Origin of the sequence: Pacificoceanicola niger (assembly GCF_048553275.1) — a bacterium.
Lineage (GTDB): Bacteria > Pseudomonadota > Alphaproteobacteria > Rhodobacterales > Rhodobacteraceae > Pacificoceanicola.
Genome location: NZ_JBLZMW010000027.1, coordinates 1 through 16,103, shown reverse-complemented (window position 1 = coordinate 16,103; position 16,103 = coordinate 1). Strand labels below are relative to the sequence as shown.

Annotated in this window: 21 protein-coding genes; 8 read left to right on the top strand and 13 right to left on the bottom strand. The window is 60.2% G+C overall.

Annotated elements, in window-relative coordinates; genetic code table 11:
- Nucleotides 1-14 precede the first annotated feature (14 nt).
- Nucleotides 15-767, top strand: a complete 753-nt coding sequence (locus tag ACN2XU_RS22565; protein WP_419412637.1) for a metallophosphoesterase — start codon at nt 15-17, stop codon at nt 765-767.
- A 10-nt stretch (nt 768-777) separates the two neighbouring features.
- Here ACN2XU_RS22565 and ACN2XU_RS22560 read toward each other — a convergent pair whose 3' ends face one another.
- The 4 genes from ACN2XU_RS22560 to paaG are packed head-to-tail and all read right to left on the bottom strand — an operon-like array spanning nt 778 to nt 3,900.
- Nucleotides 778-1,374 (bottom strand): TetR/AcrR family transcriptional regulator, encoded by a 597-nt coding sequence (locus ACN2XU_RS22560; protein ID WP_419412612.1) that lies wholly within the window; start codon nt 1,372-1,374, stop codon nt 778-780.
- A complete protein-coding gene (gene paaK, locus ACN2XU_RS22555) occupies nt 1,374-2,684 on the bottom strand; it encodes a phenylacetate--CoA ligase PaaK (protein WP_419412611.1) in 1,311 nt (436 codons plus the stop codon). Before paaK ends, ACN2XU_RS22560 begins: the two co-directional genes overlap by 1 nt.
- Nucleotides 2,685-2,686: 2 nt before the next feature.
- Nucleotides 2,687-3,118, bottom strand: a complete 432-nt coding sequence (gene paaI / locus ACN2XU_RS22550) for a hydroxyphenylacetyl-CoA thioesterase PaaI (protein WP_419412610.1) — start codon at nt 3,116-3,118, stop codon at nt 2,687-2,689.
- Complete coding sequence (gene paaG, locus ACN2XU_RS22545; RefSeq protein WP_419412609.1) at nt 3,115-3,900, bottom strand: 2-(1,2-epoxy-1,2-dihydrophenyl)acetyl-CoA isomerase PaaG; 786 nt, start codon at nt 3,898-3,900, stop codon at nt 3,115-3,117. The genes paaI and paaG overlap by 4 nt, the downstream gene beginning before the upstream one ends.
- An 82-nt stretch (nt 3,901-3,982) precedes the next feature.
- Between paaG and paaZ the strand changes: the two genes are divergently transcribed.
- The 6 genes from paaZ (at nt 3,983) to ACN2XU_RS22515 (ending at nt 9,940) form a co-directional block, all read left to right on the top strand.
- Complete coding sequence (gene paaZ / locus ACN2XU_RS22540; protein WP_419412608.1) at nt 3,983-5,998, top strand: phenylacetic acid degradation bifunctional protein PaaZ; 2,016 nt, start codon at nt 3,983-3,985, stop codon at nt 5,996-5,998.
- A 98-nt stretch (nt 5,999-6,096) separates the two neighbouring features.
- Nucleotides 6,097-6,711 carry a DUF4178 domain-containing protein gene (locus ACN2XU_RS22535; protein ID WP_419412607.1) on the top strand — a complete coding sequence of 205 codons (615 nt, stop codon included), beginning with the start codon at nt 6,097-6,099 and terminating at the stop codon, nt 6,709-6,711.
- Nucleotides 6,708-7,997, top strand: coding sequence for a DUF4178 domain-containing protein (locus ACN2XU_RS22530; RefSeq protein WP_419412606.1), 1,290 nt, complete (start codon nt 6,708-6,710; stop codon nt 7,995-7,997). The genes ACN2XU_RS22535 and ACN2XU_RS22530 overlap by 4 nt, the downstream gene beginning before the upstream one ends.
- Nucleotides 7,997-8,161, top strand: a complete 165-nt coding sequence (locus ACN2XU_RS22525) for a hypothetical protein (RefSeq protein WP_419412605.1) — start codon at nt 7,997-7,999, stop codon at nt 8,159-8,161. Before ACN2XU_RS22530 ends, ACN2XU_RS22525 begins: the two co-directional genes overlap by 1 nt.
- A 13-nt stretch (nt 8,162-8,174) precedes the next feature.
- The gene (locus tag ACN2XU_RS22520) at nt 8,175-8,399 is read left to right on the top strand and encodes a DUF350 domain-containing protein (RefSeq protein WP_419412604.1); all 225 of its coding nucleotides are present in this window, start codon (nt 8,175-8,177) and stop codon (nt 8,397-8,399) included.
- Entirely contained in the window at nt 8,396-9,940 is a 1,545-nt protein-coding gene (locus ACN2XU_RS22515; protein ID WP_419412603.1) for a polyamine aminopropyltransferase, read from the top strand. The genes ACN2XU_RS22520 and ACN2XU_RS22515 overlap by 4 nt, the downstream gene beginning before the upstream one ends.
- Nucleotides 9,941-9,946: 6 nt before the next feature.
- Here ACN2XU_RS22515 and ACN2XU_RS22510 read toward each other — a convergent pair whose 3' ends face one another.
- From ACN2XU_RS22510 to ACN2XU_RS22470, 9 genes are read right to left on the bottom strand one after another with little or no spacing between them, the layout of a single operon-like run.
- Complete coding sequence (locus ACN2XU_RS22510) at nt 9,947-10,450, bottom strand: flagellar basal body-associated protein FliL (protein ID WP_419412602.1); 504 nt, start codon at nt 10,448-10,450, stop codon at nt 9,947-9,949.
- Nucleotides 10,451-10,460: 10 nt separating this feature from the next.
- Nucleotides 10,461-11,189: a flagellar basal body L-ring protein FlgH gene (gene flgH, locus ACN2XU_RS22505; RefSeq protein WP_419412601.1), complete on the bottom strand. Its 729-nt coding sequence runs from the start codon at nt 11,187-11,189 to the stop codon at nt 10,461-10,463.
- 7 nt (nt 11,190-11,196) lie between these two features.
- Complete coding sequence (gene flgA / locus ACN2XU_RS22500) at nt 11,197-11,613, bottom strand: flagellar basal body P-ring formation chaperone FlgA (RefSeq protein WP_419412600.1); 417 nt, start codon at nt 11,611-11,613, stop codon at nt 11,197-11,199.
- A complete protein-coding gene (gene flgG / locus ACN2XU_RS22495; protein WP_419412599.1) occupies nt 11,613-12,398 on the bottom strand; it encodes a flagellar basal-body rod protein FlgG in 786 nt (261 codons plus the stop codon). The genes flgA and flgG overlap by 1 nt, the downstream gene beginning before the upstream one ends.
- A gap of 13 nt (nt 12,399-12,411) precedes the next feature.
- Nucleotides 12,412-13,125 (bottom strand): flagellar hook-basal body complex protein, encoded by a 714-nt coding sequence (locus ACN2XU_RS22490; protein WP_419412598.1) that lies wholly within the window; start codon nt 13,123-13,125, stop codon nt 12,412-12,414.
- 2 nt (nt 13,126-13,127) lie between these two features.
- On the bottom strand, nt 13,128-13,397 hold the full coding sequence (locus ACN2XU_RS22485; RefSeq protein WP_419412597.1) for a flagellar biosynthetic protein FliQ: 270 nt from the start codon (nt 13,395-13,397) through the stop codon (nt 13,128-13,130).
- A 3-nt stretch (nt 13,398-13,400) separates the two neighbouring features.
- Entirely contained in the window at nt 13,401-13,694 is a 294-nt protein-coding gene (gene fliE / locus ACN2XU_RS22480; RefSeq protein WP_419412596.1) for a flagellar hook-basal body complex protein FliE, read from the bottom strand.
- Between the two features lie 38 nt (nt 13,695-13,732).
- A complete protein-coding gene (gene flgC, locus ACN2XU_RS22475; protein ID WP_419412595.1) occupies nt 13,733-14,122 on the bottom strand; it encodes a flagellar basal body rod protein FlgC in 390 nt (129 codons plus the stop codon).
- A 12-nt stretch (nt 14,123-14,134) separates the two neighbouring features.
- Nucleotides 14,135-14,512 (bottom strand): FlgB family protein, encoded by a 378-nt coding sequence (locus ACN2XU_RS22470; RefSeq protein WP_419412594.1) that lies wholly within the window; start codon nt 14,510-14,512, stop codon nt 14,135-14,137.
- Nucleotides 14,513-14,597: 85 nt separating this feature from the next.
- Here ACN2XU_RS22470 and ACN2XU_RS22465 point away from each other — a divergent pair, with 85 nt between their 5' ends.
- The gene (locus tag ACN2XU_RS22465) at nt 14,598-16,001 is read left to right on the top strand and encodes a FliI/YscN family ATPase (RefSeq protein ID WP_419412593.1); all 1,404 of its coding nucleotides are present in this window, start codon (nt 14,598-14,600) and stop codon (nt 15,999-16,001) included.
- Nucleotides 16,002-16,103 lie beyond the last annotated feature (102 nt).

Sequence of the window (16,103 nt, the reverse complement as noted above, 5' to 3'; positions counted from 1 at the left end):
CCTACTTGCAGACCATGCGCCTGTTTCGAAAAAAGAAATCAGATTTGCCCGCCTTCGATGCGCCGGTGGCTCCCGATGTGCCGTTTTATGCCGTCGGGGATCTGCACGGTTGTGATCGGCTTTTTCAGAAACTGATGGCGCAGCTTGAAACGGAAGCGCATCCTGATGCGCGGCTGGTATGTGTTGGCGACTATGTCGATCGCGGCGATGACAGCGCCGCGCTCTTGCGGCGGCTCTTCGAACTGCAGGTTGACTCAGATGGGTTGATGATTTGCCTTATGGGAAATCATGAGCGTATGTTGCTGAATTTCCTGTCTGATCCGGCGCAACAGGGATTGCGCTGGCAACGGAATGGCGGTCTGCAGACGTTGGCCAGCTATCATATGCGGGGCGTACCGGAGACGGGACGGCCGAAGGAATGGATTGATCTCGCGGCAGCACTGCGCGCCAAGATGGGCGAGCCTCTTGTTGCATGGCTTGAGAATCTCCCGCTGTTCTGGCGGTCAGGCAACGTGATTGTAGCTCATGCTGGCGCAGATCCAGAGCGGCCCGTTGACGTGCAGGGCGAGAAAGAGCTGCTCTGGGGGCGGTCGAAATTTTATGAACGAGTGCGCACGGACGGGATTTGGGTGGCCCATGGTCATGTGATTACGCGCAGCCCGAAGGCTGAAAGTGGTCGAATTCCCCTTGATACCGGCGCTTATGCCACCGGGCGCCTGACGGCGGCGTTGGTCGAGGCGGGCAAGGTGCGGTATCTGAGTACCTGAGCCGCCGACCTCAGAGTCCAGGAAGCCCCTTCAGCGTCAGATCGCAGACGAGCCGTGCATAGCTTTCGCGTGCTTCACGGCCCGCACCGGTGTTCCACATATGGTACCAGTTGAGCATTCCAAAGAGTGACATGGTCGCGGCGCGGCGCTTTTCCCTGTCATCGGCGAGGCTCGGCGGCGCGCAGGCGCAAAGCGTGTCAGCGGTAAACCGAACGAGATCGCGCTGATAGCTGCGCAGCAGGTCCTGCTGATCCTCGGGCAGGGAGCCAAGCGCATTCATCTGAACCTTGTGCTCGTAATCCTGGCCTTGATAGGCCATCAGAATTTCACCCACGACCCTGCGGAAGCGGGCCTCTGCGTCCATGCCTTCGAGCGGCAGAGTGCATATCCGGTCGCGCAGAGCGGATAGGTAACTATCGAGAATATCGAAGAGAATCGCGTCCTTGGATTCGTAATAATGGTAGATGTTCGCCTTTGAAATCCCACATTCGCGGGCGAGCAAGGCCATGGAGGCGCGATCAAACCCCTCCGTGGCAAAGACCTTGGCCGCAGACTTCAGGATCTGGCCACGCTTCTCATCATAGTCTTTTGCAATGGTGCGCGCCATCAGCCGGCGCCCCGGTTGTCGATCACGCGGCGGGCTTTGCCCTGACTGCGTTCGACGCTGCCGGGATCTCCAACGAGGATTTCAGTGGAAACACCGACGATGTCCTTGATCCGCTTGGACAACATACGTGCGGCAGCATCCCGCGAGGCGCCATCGGCGGCCTCGACCTTGGCTTCGACCATCACGCGCATCGCATCCATACGCCCGGATTTATAAAGCTCGATCTGGTAGTGTGCGGCGAGGCCGCCAGTGGCCATGACCTGCTCTTCGATCTGGCTGGGGAAGACGTTAACCCCGCGCAGGATCATCATGTCATCGCTACGACCGGTGATTTTGGCCATGCGGCGCATGGATCGGGCGGTACCGGGCAGCAGGCGCGTCAGATCGCGGGTGCGGTATCGCACCATGGGCAGGCCTTCCTTGGTCAGCGTGGTAAAGACCAGTTCCCCCATTTCGCCATCGGGGAGGGCTTCGCCTGTAACCGGGTCGATAATTTCGGGATAGAAATGATCCTCCCAGATCACCGGGCCGTCCTTTGTCTCCACACATTCGTTTGCGACGCCAGGCCCCATGATTTCGGAGAGACCGTAGATGTCGACGGCGTGCATGTCGAAGGCCTCTTCGACTTCGCTGCGCATGGCATCGGTCCAGGGTTCGGCTCCAAAAATACCGACCTGCAAACTGCTTTCACGCGGATCGAGGCCCGCCTTGTGGAAGGCTTCGAGAATGTTGAGCAGATAGGACGGCGTGACCATGATGGTGGTCGGTTTGAAATCCTGAATGAGTGTGACCTGCCGTTCGGTCATGCCGCCGGAAACCGGAACGACCGTACAGCCGAGCCGCTCCGCGCCATAGTGCGCGCCAAGACCGCCGGTGAAGAGACCGTACCCATAAGCGATATGAACGATGTCGCCCGGGCGCGTGCCCGAGGCGCGCATCGACCGGGCTACCAGATCGGCCCAATTGTCGAGATCGGCTTTCGTATAGCCGACAACCGTGGGCTTTCCCGTGGTGCCGGAGGAGGCGTGGACGCGGGCGATCTGTTCGCGCGGTACGGCGAACATGCCGAACGGGTAATTGTCCCGCAGGTCGGCCTTGTAGGTGAAAGGGAATTTCGAAAGATCTGAAAGAGTTTGCAGGTCGTCGGGGTGCACGCCGGCCTCGTCGAACCGCTGTTTGTACATCGGAACGTTCGTATAGGCGTGTGTCAGGGACCATCTTAGGCGGTCCAATTGTAGAGCGCTGATTTCATCGCGGGAGGCGATTTCGATCGGGTCTAGTGTGCGGCGATCCGGGGTGAGATCAATCATGTTCACTCCTCCTCAGTGAAAAGTTGACCTTGGATGGTGCGGGAAGCGCCGCGAAATTCGGCGATTGTTTCGCCGGATTCGGTGCTGACGGTCACATCATAAAGCCCGCTACGGCCACGGAGAGAGACCTCTCGGGCGGTGGCCGTGAGCGTGTCGCCGCATTTTCCGGGCGCTACGAAACTGATGGTGTTGTGCTGGGCGACGGTGACGGCGTTTCGGCTGTTGCAGGCGAAGGCAAATGCGCTGTCGGCGAGTGTGAAAATGAAGCCGCCGTGGCAGATGCCATGGCCGTTGCAATGATGGGGTTCGACCGTCATCGAAAGCGTGGCGGTGCCTTCGTCAACGGCCTTGATTTGAAGGCCAAGCCATTGACTTGCCTTATCATTTTTCCACATCGTATCGGCTGATTTCCGGGCGCGGTCTTGCGGGGTCATTGGCCTTTGAACTCCGGGGGGCGTTTGTTCAGAAACGCGCTGACTCCTTCGGCGTAGTCCTGGCTTTCACCGCAGCGTTTCATGAGGTCTGCTTCGAGTTCGAGATGGTCGTGGAGCGAGTCCGCTGCGGAGGCCTGAATGGCCTGTTTGGTCAAGGCAAAGCCGAGTGTCGGACCGCTGGCGAACTTTGCCGCCATGGCGCGGGCCTCGGAAAGCAGATCCTCGTCCGGCAGCGCTTTCCAGATCAGGCCCCAGTCTTCGGCCTTCTGCGCGGGCAGTGGCTCGGCAGTGAAGGCCAGTCCTTTGGCCCGCGCCTCGCCAAGCAGACGTGGCAAATGCCAGGAGCCACCGGTGTCGGGAATGAGGCCAACCTTCGAGAAAGATTGGATGAATTTCGCAGACCGCGCGGCAAGCACGATATCGCAGGCCAAGGCGACGTTGGCCCCGGCGCCTGCGGCAACACCGTTTACCGCGCAGATGACCGGTGCCTCGATCGAGCGGATCAGGCGGACAAGCGGGGCGTAGAAGTTGCGAATTGTCTTGGATAGGTCCGGGGGGCCGTCCATTTTTGATGGGTCGCGATCGGACAGGTCCTGACCGGCACAAAACCCGCGACCGGCGCCGGTGATCAGGATGCAGCGCTTGCCCTCTTCGGCAGCCGCTTCCAGCGCGGCGCGCAATGCCAGGTGCATTTCTTCGGTGAAACTGTTGAGGCGGTCGGGGCGGTTGAGCGTGATTTCCACCCAGTCCCCATGGTCCGCCACCAGAATGGTGTCGCTCATCATCAAGTCCTCCCTGCACGCATGAGGTTGCATAAACCGAACGGTTGGTCAATAAATAACGCAAGCCAAAAGGGAGTACGGCATGGGACTTCAGGATGTTCAAAGTTTTGTGGCAGGACGCTGGGTCCAGCCGGGTGCGGGCGCCCGCGAGATTGCCTGCGCCTTTGATGGCCGTTTGATCGCGCGCGCTGGCGACGGGGATTGGGATGTTGCGGAAGCCCTTGCCCATGGGCGGAGCGTTGGCGGGCCGGCGCTGCGGGCGATGACGTTCCATGATCGCGCTCGGATGCTGAAGGCCTTGGCTGTTCGGCTGCAGGAACACAAAGATGCTCTGTATGATCTAAGCTATCTGACGGGTGCGACGAAGAGCGATCATGCCTTTGATATTGATGGCGGGATCGGAACGATGTTCGTCTTCGCCTCCAAGGGGCGGCGAGAGATGCCCGATGCGACGGTGTATCTGGATGGCGCTCCGGAACAGCTTGGTCGGACGGGGGGCTTCCTTGGGCAGCATATCTGCACGCCGCTGACGGGCGTCGCGGTTCATATAAACGCGTTCAATTTTCCGCTTTGGGGCATGCTTGAGAAGCTCGCTCCGACGCTTCTGGCTGGTGTTCCGGCGATCGTGAAACCGGCGACGGACACCTGCTATGTCACCGAACTCGCTGTGAAGATCATGATGGAGAGCGGCATCCTGCCGGATGGGGCGCTGCAGCTTGTGACGGGCGGGATCGGTGACATGCTGGATCGGCTGACCTGTCAGGATGTTGTCGGGTTTACCGGTTCTGCTGCGACGGCGGGCAAACTGCGGGCCAATCCCAATCTGTTGACGCAGGGTGTGCGTTTCGTCGCGGAACAGGACAGCCTGAATGCGTCGATCCTTGGGCCCGATGCGCAGCCCGGATCGCCGGAATTCGACCTCTTCGTCAGGGAGGTCAGCCGTGAAATGACCGTGAAGGCGGGACAGAAATGTACCGCGATCCGGCGTATCCTCGTGCCGGAGGCGAGGATGGAGGCGTTGCAGGCGGCATTGAGCGCGCGGTTGGCGAAAGTGACCGTCGGCGATCCACGGCAGGCAGAGACGGGCATGGGCTCTCTCGTTTCTCTGGCACAGCGCGCGGATGTCCTTGAAAAAATTGAATTGCTGCGCAGCGAAGCCGAGCTGGTACAGGGCGATCCATCTGCCTTCGAAAGTAGCGACGGCGCCTTTCTGACACCGATTTTGCTGCGCTGCAGCGATCCGGATTCGGCGGAACGCCTGCATGACACGGAAGCCTTCGGCCCCGTCAGCACTTTGGTGCCGTATCGCGATCTGGATCATGCGATTGCGCTGGCCAATCGCGGCGGTGGCTCGCTTGTCACATCGGTCATCACCCATGATCCCGAGATTGCGGTGCAGGCGGTGACGGGTGTGGCGGCCTGGAACGGGCGGGTCTATCTGAACGATCGCGACAGTATGAAGGAAAGCACCGGCCATGGCGCGCCGATGCCGCAAATGATCCACGGTGGACCGGGGCGGGCCGGCGGTGGTGAAGAGCTTGGCGGCGTGCGGGCGGTCAAGCATTATATGCAGCGTACAGCGGTGCAAGGCTCACCGAGGCTGTTGAGCAAAATTGGCGGGCGTTGGATGCCTGGTGCGCCGGAGGTGGATGGCGGCGCGCATCCCTTTACCCGGCGCTTTGCAGCACTGCAGATCGGTGAGACCATCGAAACCGCAGAGCGCACCATAACCCTCGAAGATATCGCGCATTTTGCTGAATTCACGGGCGACACCTTCTATGCTCACATGGATGATGAAGCTGCCAGTCGCAACCCGTTCTTTCCCGGGCGCGTGGCCCATGGGTATTTGTTGCTGAGCTTTGCTGCAGGGTTGTTCGTAGAGCCGAACGAAGGTCCGGTACTGGCCAACACTGGCCTGGATCGCCTGCGCTTCATGAAGCCGGTAAGCGCGGGGACGGCAATCCACGTGCGCCTGACCGTCAAGGCCAAGACGCCACGCAATGCAGAATATGGCGAGGTGCGGTGGCATGTGACGATTCTCGACACCGAAAACGACAAGGTCGCGGAGTATGAATTGCTGACCATGAACGCGGTCTGATCCGAAGCATGTGACCATCACGCCCGGCCGGGATCAAAGCCAATTCAGCCGGGCAATTTGGCGTTGCATTTGGTGCGCCAATCAGCCCATTTTGCCCCATGTCCGATTTGACTTGTCCCAATTGCGGTGACGCGGTTCCGGCGCAGATTTCTTATGTGACCATGCTCACCTGCCCGTCCTGCAGCACGACGCTTTACCTTGACGGTGCGCAGCTTCGAAACGCTGGCCGATCGGGCGACATGCATGATGGACCTCAGCTCTTCGGTGTTGGCGATACGGTTTTTCTGGGTCTCGCGCAGGTGCAGATCCTGGGCCATGCGCGCTATTCCTATGGTCGGGGCTGGTGGGACGAGTACTGGGGATTGGATGAGGAGCAGCGCGGCGTCTGGGTCTCCGTCGATGAGGGCGATGTGGTGTTGCAATACCCGATGCGCGAGGTGTGGTGGCCTGCGGTGCCGGCCTCGGCGGGTGTCGGCATGGCATTCGAGCACCGCGATGAAACCTGGCGTGTGGTCGAGGCGGACAAGGCGGAATGCGTGGCTTTGCGCGGGTCCTTTGGCGAGCAGTTGACGGTGGGCGAAACCTACCGGTTCCTGAACCTGCAATCGGCTGGCGGCGCGCTCATGTCGGGCGAGTTCTGGCAGGGCGGCAAATCGTGGTATCTTGGCTTCTGGCATGATCCCTTCGACATCCGGGTGGAGGCGCTGCCATGACGCGGAGCGCCACGCTTCAGTCGATCAATTGCACGGCTTGCGGCGCGGGTCTCGATATTCTTGGCGGGGGGCGGGTGACGACCCACGTGTGCGGCTACTGCGGGACGGAGCTCGATGCGCCGCACGGCTATCGCGCGCTGAGGACATTCTCCGACATGCCGCGTCCGCATACCCCGTTCACGCTTGGGATGACCGGGGTCATCAAAGGCGTTGAATGGACGATCATCGGCACAATGGGCCATCGCGAGTCCTGGGGCGAGTCGATCTGGGAGTGGGTGGAGCATCAACTCTTTTCGCCACTCTACGGCTATGCTTGGCTGACCGTCGAGGATGGGCATCTGATTTGGTCGCGGCGACTGCGTGGCACGGCGCAGGATTTGTGGATCGGCGAATACTGGGTCGAAAACGCCGAGAGTACGCCTTTGGTTAATTTCGAAGGCGAGACATTTCGCTACCTCCAGACCACCAAGAGCCGCCTGACCTTTGTCGAAGGCGAATTCACCTGGTCGCCGACCGTGGGCGAAGACAGCACGACGGTTTCCGCCATGTCGCCGACCGCGGTGCTCGACTTTTCGGAGACCGGGACAGAGCGGGAAATCTATCGCTCTGAATACCTGCCTCAGACGCAGGTCAAGAAGAGCTTCGGTCTGAAGCCGGGGGATCTCAAACCGCAGGGCGTGCACGCACTCCAACCGTACAAAGCCGGCGAAAACACCGGGTTCGTCGGCTTCGTCAGCGCGGTGGCGGCCGCGTGTTGTCTGATCGTTGCGATCACGCTGTCTTCGCTGCCCGGCTTCGAGGTCTTGCCCGCGAAGGAAATCAGCGTGCGGGCGCTGCCCTACGATCTGACTTTCGATCTTCGCGATACCCGTAAACTGGCGACAATCAGGATTGCCGCGAACGTATCCAATGCGTGGTCCTACTTCGAGATGGAGCTGAACGATCCTGAGGATGTGCCGGTGTTCGAGGCGGGCCGGACCGTGGAGTATTACTTCGGTGTCGAAGGCAACGAAAGCTGGAGCGAGGGCAACCGTTCTTCGCGGATCACCTTCCGCCCGCCGGAAGCCGGCACCTACACGCTTACGATCGACCAGCCGGAGAACGGCACCTGGGGTCGCGGCAATAATGCGACGGCCGTGACTGTTTCGGTCCGTGAAGGGCAATCATCCGGGTTCTGGATGTATTTCCTCTCGGCGGGCTTTCTTCTATTGGCGGCGGTGACTTACGGGCGCAAGCACCTGCATCGGATGCGACGGTGGAAGCACAGCGACTGGGATGATGACTGATGAACCTTTTTCGCGTGGTATTCCTGATCCTGACAACCTCTGCCGTCGCGGGCACAAGTTATGTGTCCTACTATGGCGCGGGCGGCGAGAGCGCGGATCTCGATCAATCGGTACGAACAGGCTCCGGCGGGGGCGTCATCGGCGTCGCGGGTCGGGTCAAATAACAGGGGGATCTCCATGGATCTGTTTTCGGCAATTCAAGTGACCGAGGTGGTCAGCACCATCTTCTACACCATCCTGGGGGTCGTTCTGATGTCCATTTTCTGGTGGATCATCAACATCATGACGCCGTTCTCCGTGATCAAGGAGATCGAGGAAGACCAGAACACCTCGCTCGCCATTCTGATCGGATCGGTGTTCGTGGCGCTGTCTATCATCATCGCGGCGGTCATCCTGTCGTGAGTGAGGCGCCTCTGGCGCCGCGCGTTCGGGAATTCTGGCTGCTGGCGGCAACCTTTCTGATCGCTGTCGCCGGGCTGATCTACGAGCTCATTGCGGCAACGGTGTCGAGCTATCTGCTGGGCGACAGCGTACGCCAATTCAGCATCGTGATCGGCGTTTTCCTCTCGTCGATGGGGCTTGGCGCGTGGCTGTCGCGCTATGTCGGTGAGGCGATGCGCGGATTTGCCTGGGCGCAGATTGCGCTCGGGGTTGTCGGCGGATTCATGGCGCCCACGCTGTTCTTTGCCTACGCTTGGCTCGGAGAGGTGGCGATGCCTCTTTACGCGATGCTGATCGCGGTCGGCGTCTTGTCCGGCATGGAGATCCCACTGATCGCTCGTGTGCTCAAAGGCATAGGAGCGCCGGACTTTCGGTTCGAAAACGTTCTGACAGTGGACTATGTCGGGGCGCTGGTGGCGTCGCTGGCCTTTCCGCTTCTTGTGATCCCGCATTTGGGATTGATGTCGGCCAGCCTGGTGTTCGGCGGGCTGAATCTTCTCGTCGCAGGTCTGTCGCTCTACCTGTTTCGCGAGATGGCCACGCGCACGCAGTGGGGTGTCTGGGCCTTGGCTTTGGCATTGACGCTCGGCGCGCTGGCACAGGCAGAGCGGCTCGTCGCGATCACAGAGACGCAGCTGTTCGAGAATGACGTGATCCTGTCGGAGGCGACGCCCTATCAGCAGATCACGGTCACGCGCTACCGCGATCGGGTCAGGCTGTTTCTGGATTACTCCATCCAATTCGACTCCATGGACGAGCACCGGTATCACGAAATGCTGGTGCAACCGGCGCTTGGCTTGGCGCCGCGCGTGGCGTCGGTGCTGATCCTTGGGGGCGGGGACGGTATGGCAACCCGCGAAGTCCTCAAACATGATGATGTCGAGCGGGTCACGCTGGTGGATCTCGATCCGCGCGTGACCGAGCTGTTCCGGGACACTGCGGATTTGGCCGCCCTCAATGACGAGGCGCTCCGCGATCCGCGTGTCATGATCATCAATCAGGATGCGTGGCAATTCGTTGAAGAGAGCGAGGAGACCTTTGACATCGTAATCCTTGATCTCCCCGACCCCAAGAATATCGCTTTGTCCAAACTGTACTCGCACGAATTTTATTCCATGCTTGTACAAAGGCTCTCAGGCGCCGGGCTGATCGTGACGCAGGCCGGCGCGCCGCTCTTTGCCCGCGAGGCGTTCTGGTCCGTGGCGCATACGCTGGCCGAGACAGGCAACCCGCTCTCCCCGGGCGAAGGTCTGGCTGTGCTGCCTTATCATGCGCATATCCCGAGCTTTGGCGAATGGGGTTTCGTGATGGCCAGCTTTGCCGAATTGGCACCGCGGACCCTCACGTTGCCGGACGGGATGAAGTTCATTACCCCAGAAATCTGGTCAGCGGCCCGCGTGTTCGGCGCCGATACCAGCGAGGTGCCTGCAGAGGTGAACACCATCCAGAGCCATGCGCTTGTCGGATATTACATCGAAGGTTGGGACCGCTGGTTCCGTTGAAAACGCTCAAGAATCCTGCCTTGCGATTTCGGTGATCAGCACGTCGCTGACAATATCTCCAAGGACAGGCCGCGCCGCTTCGAGCAGGCCGCGCCGGAGGTCCTGCATGCGGTTGCCATTGGTAAAGTTGCCTTGAAAGCCACCGGTGTTGGCATGATCAAAAAGCACCTGAAGGAACACATCCCGCAGTTTCGGTTCGCGCGAATACACCGCTTCGGCAGAGCCGATGGTCGTTTCCACGCTGAGTGCGGCGACGACAAGCGCGCTGACCCGATCTTCCGTCATGATCGGAATGACGAATTGATTGTTCAATTTGACGTATTCGCGCGTGGCCGGTTCGTGCTCTGGTTCGGGCGGTGTTTCCGCCTCCGCCGCATGGCCGTCCACGGGGACGCAATCGACCGCTGCGCCCTCCGCGTGTTCTTCGGCCGGGGGCATCAGGAACAGACCCGCGCCGACCCCCGCCCCCGTGCCGAGCAGAGCCAGAATGATGGGCAGGAGTTTACGCATGGCGGCCTCCTCAGAAGGGCAGGATCATGTCCAGCACTTGCTGGCCGATCCGAGGTTGTTGCATGTCGGTGATCTGGCCGCGTCCGCCATAGGAAATCCGCGCCGACGCGATCTTGTCATAGGTGATCTCGTTCTGCCGCGAGATGTCTTCCGGACGCACGTAGCCTGTGACAAGCAATTCACGCAATTCGAAGTTCACCCGCACTTCCTGGCTTCCTTCGATGGACAGGACGCCATTGGGGAGAACGTCAACGATGGTTGCGGCGACGCGCAGGGTCAGCTGCTCACTGCGTTTGACGGAGCCGTCACCGCTGGACCGGCTGGAACTGTCAAGCGACACCGCACTGTCGAGGCTCGCGCCATCGGTGATCGTCTGGTTGATCCGTTCGGGGACGCCGAATAGATCCGGAATGCCGAGCGATTCCGAGCCGGAACGGGATCGCGATGTGCTGTTGTTGATCGCGGCCTGCTCTTTGATATCGATGACGACAGTCAAGATATCCCCGCGATTAATCGCCCTGCGGTCGCCCAGAAGAGAGCCCTGACGGCTGCTCCAAAGCGAAGCGCGGTCCGTCACCCGTGACGGCGGCAGCGCCTCGGGCAGGCCCTGAGCGATCATGGCAACGCGTTCGGGACTTTGTGTCTGCGGCGTAAATTTCGGTTCTTGCCCGATGTGTTTGGCCCGCTCGCAGGAGGCCGTCACGAAGATCAGGCCAATAAGGCAAATTTTTTTCAGCATTTTTTCCTCATTTCGAGACGATCACCGACCCGTTCGGAGCGATTTCTCCAAACAGGACGGTGCGGGAGCCGGTATTCATGACGCGAATGCGCTCTCCAACACCTCCGCGGCCGAGTGAGCGACCTTCGGCAATGATGCGCAGACCACCTTGGGAGTAGATCAATTCGACCACCTGGTTTCGGTCGACCACAGCCGGTTCGCCGACCGCGCCGCGCATGATCGCGCGTCCCGGATAAAGCGCAAAGCGGGCTTCCTGACCGATGACCTCTTCTACATTCTGAAAAGCGCCAGAGACCTCCGCCTGATCGAGTCGGACATCGCCCGGCATGATGATCTCCTGCGGCCGGATCGTGCGCGTCGCGATCACGGTTTCGGCAAGGACAGGCCCGGCGGTGAGAGCAATCAAAATGGCGAGGAGTCGCATCAGCGCACCTGACTTGTGGCGGCCAGCATCTGGTCGGCCGCCGAAATGACCTTGGAATTCAGCTCATAGCCGCGTTGCGCTTCGATCAGGTTGGTGATCTCCCGGACAGGATCGACGGAACTTTGTTCGAGAAAGCCTTGCCGCAGGGTGCCGAGGCCGTCCTGACCGGGTGTCGTCTGCAGAGCGGGCCCGGAGGCTTCGGTTTCGGTGAACAGGTTGTCCCCGATGGCCTGCAGCCCCTTCGCATTGGTGAATCCAACGAGGTTGAACTGCCCCAGAAGCTGCGCTTCCGCCGTGTCCTGGAAGTAGGCGTAGACTTCCCCTTCGGGGTTGATCGAAATGCTCACGGCGTCGTCAGGGATGGTGATTTCCGGCGCGACGGCAAAACCCTCCGATGTCACGATAAGCCCCTCGCCGGTGCGCTTCAGAGCGCCATCCCGGGTGTAAGCCTGCTGTCCGGACGGCAATGTCACTTCGAGATAACCGGAGCCTTCGATCGCCACGTCAAGATCACCGCCTGTGGCCGCCAAAGCGCCCTGAGACAGCATGACCGAGACGCTGGACGGGCGCACACCAAGGCCAAGCTGGACCCCTGTCGGCAGGACCGTCCCGTCCGACGCGTTGATGGTGCCTGGCCGCGTCGCCTGCTGATAGTGCAGGTCGGCGAATTCGGCACGGCGCGTGTTGTAGCCCGTGGTGCTCATGTTGGAGAGGTTGTTCGAAATAACCTCGACCCGTGTTTGCTGAGCGGCCATGCCAGTTGCGGCAATCTGTAGTGCTCGCATCGGTTTACTCCCGTTACTTGATCATTGCATTGAGGGCCGAGCGAATGCGTTCGTCCTCTTTGTCGAGAAAGCTCTGACCCATTTCATAGGCGCGCTGTACTTCGACCATGCGTGAGATTTGCAGAATTGGATTGACGTTGGAGCTTTCAACGAAGCCCTGAATCACACGCGGTTCCTCAACCGGTTCAAATCCACTCTCGGACCGGAACATGACGCCGCCCTCGCGCACCATTTGCAGGGAGTCGACCGGACGAACCACACCGATGCGGCCCAGCGGCACGCCATTGCTGCTCATGGTCCCGTCCGCGGCAAAGGCCAGATCGCTGGCGTCGGGGGGCACAAAGAGCGGCGCGCCGCCTTCATCGAGCACGTCATAGCCATCGGCTGTGACAAGCGTGCCGGCGGCGGAGGGGGTGAAAGAACCTGCACGGGTCACCCGCTCGCCGTTGGGCGTGCCGATGAGGAAAAACCCGTCGCCTTCGATGGCGAGGTCGAATTGACCGTTGGTCTGTTGCAACGTGCCCTGTTCAAAGGAAGTGTTGCGCACCCGTGCCGCCGACATCGAAACATTGGCACCGTCGTCCGCCTTCTGGACATATTCGGAGAAGATGATCCCCTCCTGCCGAAAGCCGGTGGTATTGGCGTTCGCGATATTGTTCGCGATTACCTGCATTTCGCGTTTCAGCCCCGAGAGGCGCGAGAGCGCGGTATATCCTGTGGATTCCATGGTCAGCCCCCGATGATGATTGGGATGATTTGCGCCTGGAAAAACTCGACAAGCGTTCGGGTCATGAAGCTCATCGACATCCAGAAGACGACAACGATTGCCATGAGTTTCGGCACGAAAGTCAGGGTCATTTCCTGGATCGAAGTGAGGGCCTGAAACAGGCCGACACCGACACCGGCAAGCAGCGCAGCGGTCAGGATCGGCACAGACGTAATCGTGGCGATCCAGAGCCCCTGGCGCAGGGTGTCAAAGAAGATGGCTTCAGTCAGCATGAGTCAGACCGGCATCCGCAGGATTTCCTGGTAGGCCTCGACGACCTTGTTGCGCACGGCAACGACAGTCTCGACGGCCAGCTCGGACTGGGCCAGAGCCTCGACAAGCGCGTGAGGATCGGCACCGCCAGTCATGCTGGCCTGTGCCGTTTGCTCAGCCTCGCGTAGCGTACCGACAAAGTCCTGGGCCGCTTGCGAGAACTTTTCCTGAAGATCGGGCTTTGCGACCTCGTCGGGCTCGGTTGCGGGGCGGGAGGCTGCATAACTTTGTGCAGCATAAAGTGATCGGACGTCCATTCTGGTCTCCTCTCATGGGGTTTCGGGATTGGTTGGTGTCAGCGTCTGAGGAGTTCCATCAGACTCGACGACATTTGCCTTGTCTGGTCGAACATCTTGAGATTGGCCTCGTAGCTGCGTTGTGCTTCACGGGCGTCTGCGATCTCGATTACCAGATCGACGTTGGAGCCTTCGTAATTGCCGGTTTCATCCGCAAGCGGGTGTGCGGGATCATAGATCTTTTCCAGCTCGGAGCGGTCCAGCTGAACCCTGCCGGTTTCAACAAGGTCAAGCGCCCCGTCGGTGCGATCCACCTTGAATGGCGCAGTTTTTCTGTGAAAGCCGGGCGTATCGACGTTGGCGATGTTCTCCGAAACGAGGCGCAGACGCGTGGCCTGTGCCTTCAGTCCTGCGGCGGTAACACTAAGTGCGTCTGAAAAGGCGCTCATCAGTTAGGTCCTTCAATTGCGTCCAAGGCTTGCCCGAATCACGGACAGGCTGTTGCGGTAGATGGCGAGGGCGCGATCATGCTCACGTTTGGCATTCACGGCAGTGACCATCTCAAGTTCGAGCGAAACGGTGTTTCCGTTCGGGTCCATTTCATCTTTGGTCTCGAAAATCTGAACGGACCGTTCAGTGGAGCCATTGAGGTGTTTTTCCCTGGTGGCGCGCTGGGTCACCAGGGCGCCCCGCAGCGTGTCCTGAAAATCAGGCAGGTGCTTTGCGCGATACCCGGGGGTATCGGCGTTTGCGATGTTTTGGGCGCTGTATGCCTGCCGTTCGCCCGCGTGTCGGGCCATGGCCATCGCCGTTCTGAAGACGTCCAAATTTTGGAACATCGGGGCTTCTCCCTCGATTGCTTAAGCCAAAACTTAACCCTGATTCCTTTAGAAACGGTTTGCGGAAACCTTTAGGGAGCGCACGATGGACAAGAATGTCATTTCAGGCCTGAGCAAGAGAATCGCACAGATGCAATCTGTACGAAGCGTCGGGCGGGTGCGTTCCGTGGATGGGACCACTATATGGATCACCGGTTTGGCGCATACTGCCTGTATCGGAGATCGATTGAGACTTTTTCACCCTGAAGGGACTTTGGAGGGTGAAGTGCTTCGAATTCGAGACGAATTGGTTGCTATGTTGCCCGATGAGGCCGCTGATGGCGTCAGTCAAGGCGACCGGGTTGCGGTGCTCGGCGCGCCAGTGCTCGCGCCCTGTGATTCGTGGATTGGTCGGGTGATCGATCCCTATGGACGGCCCCTCGACGGAGCGCCGCTTGGTCCGGGTCCTCAGCGCCGCCCGTTTCGCGCAAGTCCGCCGCCTGCTGCCGCGCGCCGCGGTCTGGGTGATCGCTTGAATACCGGTTTGGCAGTGTTCGACACCTTGCTGCCTATCGTCAAAGGTCAGCGGATCGGTTTGTTTGCCGGATCCGGGGTTGGCAAATCGCGCCTGCTCGCGCAGCTGGCGCAGGGAATGCAAGCCGACGTTGTTGTTCTGGCTCTGGTTGGTGAGCGAGGCCGCGAGGTTCAGGATTTCGTCCGGACGGTCCTGGGGCCTGAGGGCATGGCGCGCAGCGTTGTCGTGGCGGCGACGTCTGATCGCTCTCCCATGGAGCGGCGCAGGTGTCCCTTGGCGGCGATGACAATAGCGGAGCATTTTAGGGATCAAGGAAAACACGTCTTGTACCTGGCCGATTCGATTACCCGCTTCGCGGAAGCGCACCGCGAGGTGGCGATTGCATCCGGCGAGCTTCCAGCGTTGCGCGGCCATCCTCCATCGGTTGCGCATCAGATCATGCGCTTGGCTGAACGTGCTGGGCCGGGCGGTTTGACTTGCCCCGGCGATATAACCGCAATTTTCAGCGTTCTTGTTGCAGGCTCTGACATGGACGAACCTGTGGCGGACATATTACGCGGAGTTTTGGACGGTCATGTGGTTATGGACCGACAAATTGCCGAACGTGGTCGATTTCCCGCCATCGATCTCTTGCGCTCCGTCTCGCGGAGTCTGCCTGAAGCCGCAACGCCGACTGAAAATGACGCGATCGCGCGTGTAAGACAGCTGCTTGGCGCCTACGCCCGGTCGGAGACAATGGTGCGTGCTGGCCTATATCGCGATGGGGAGGATCCGGTGCTCGATCAAGCTATTCGTATTTGGGGCGAGCTGGATGGGTTCTTGGCGGAGCCATCGCCGGGCGGCTCGCAGAACGCATTCAAGAAACTGGAATTGTTATTGCGCCGCGCAGGGGCAGCGAAAGTGGCTGCTAAAGGCGGTGCGGCACGTGGCAGTCACACTGCGCTGGGCGGTGTACGGCGTCCACCCAACGGATAGACACGAGTTCAAAAAAATTGGAGGCGACGAAGGCGCGTCGCGCCGTTGTTGCAAAACTCCGGCCGCGAAGGATTCACTTCGGGAATCCATGCGGTTGGACGG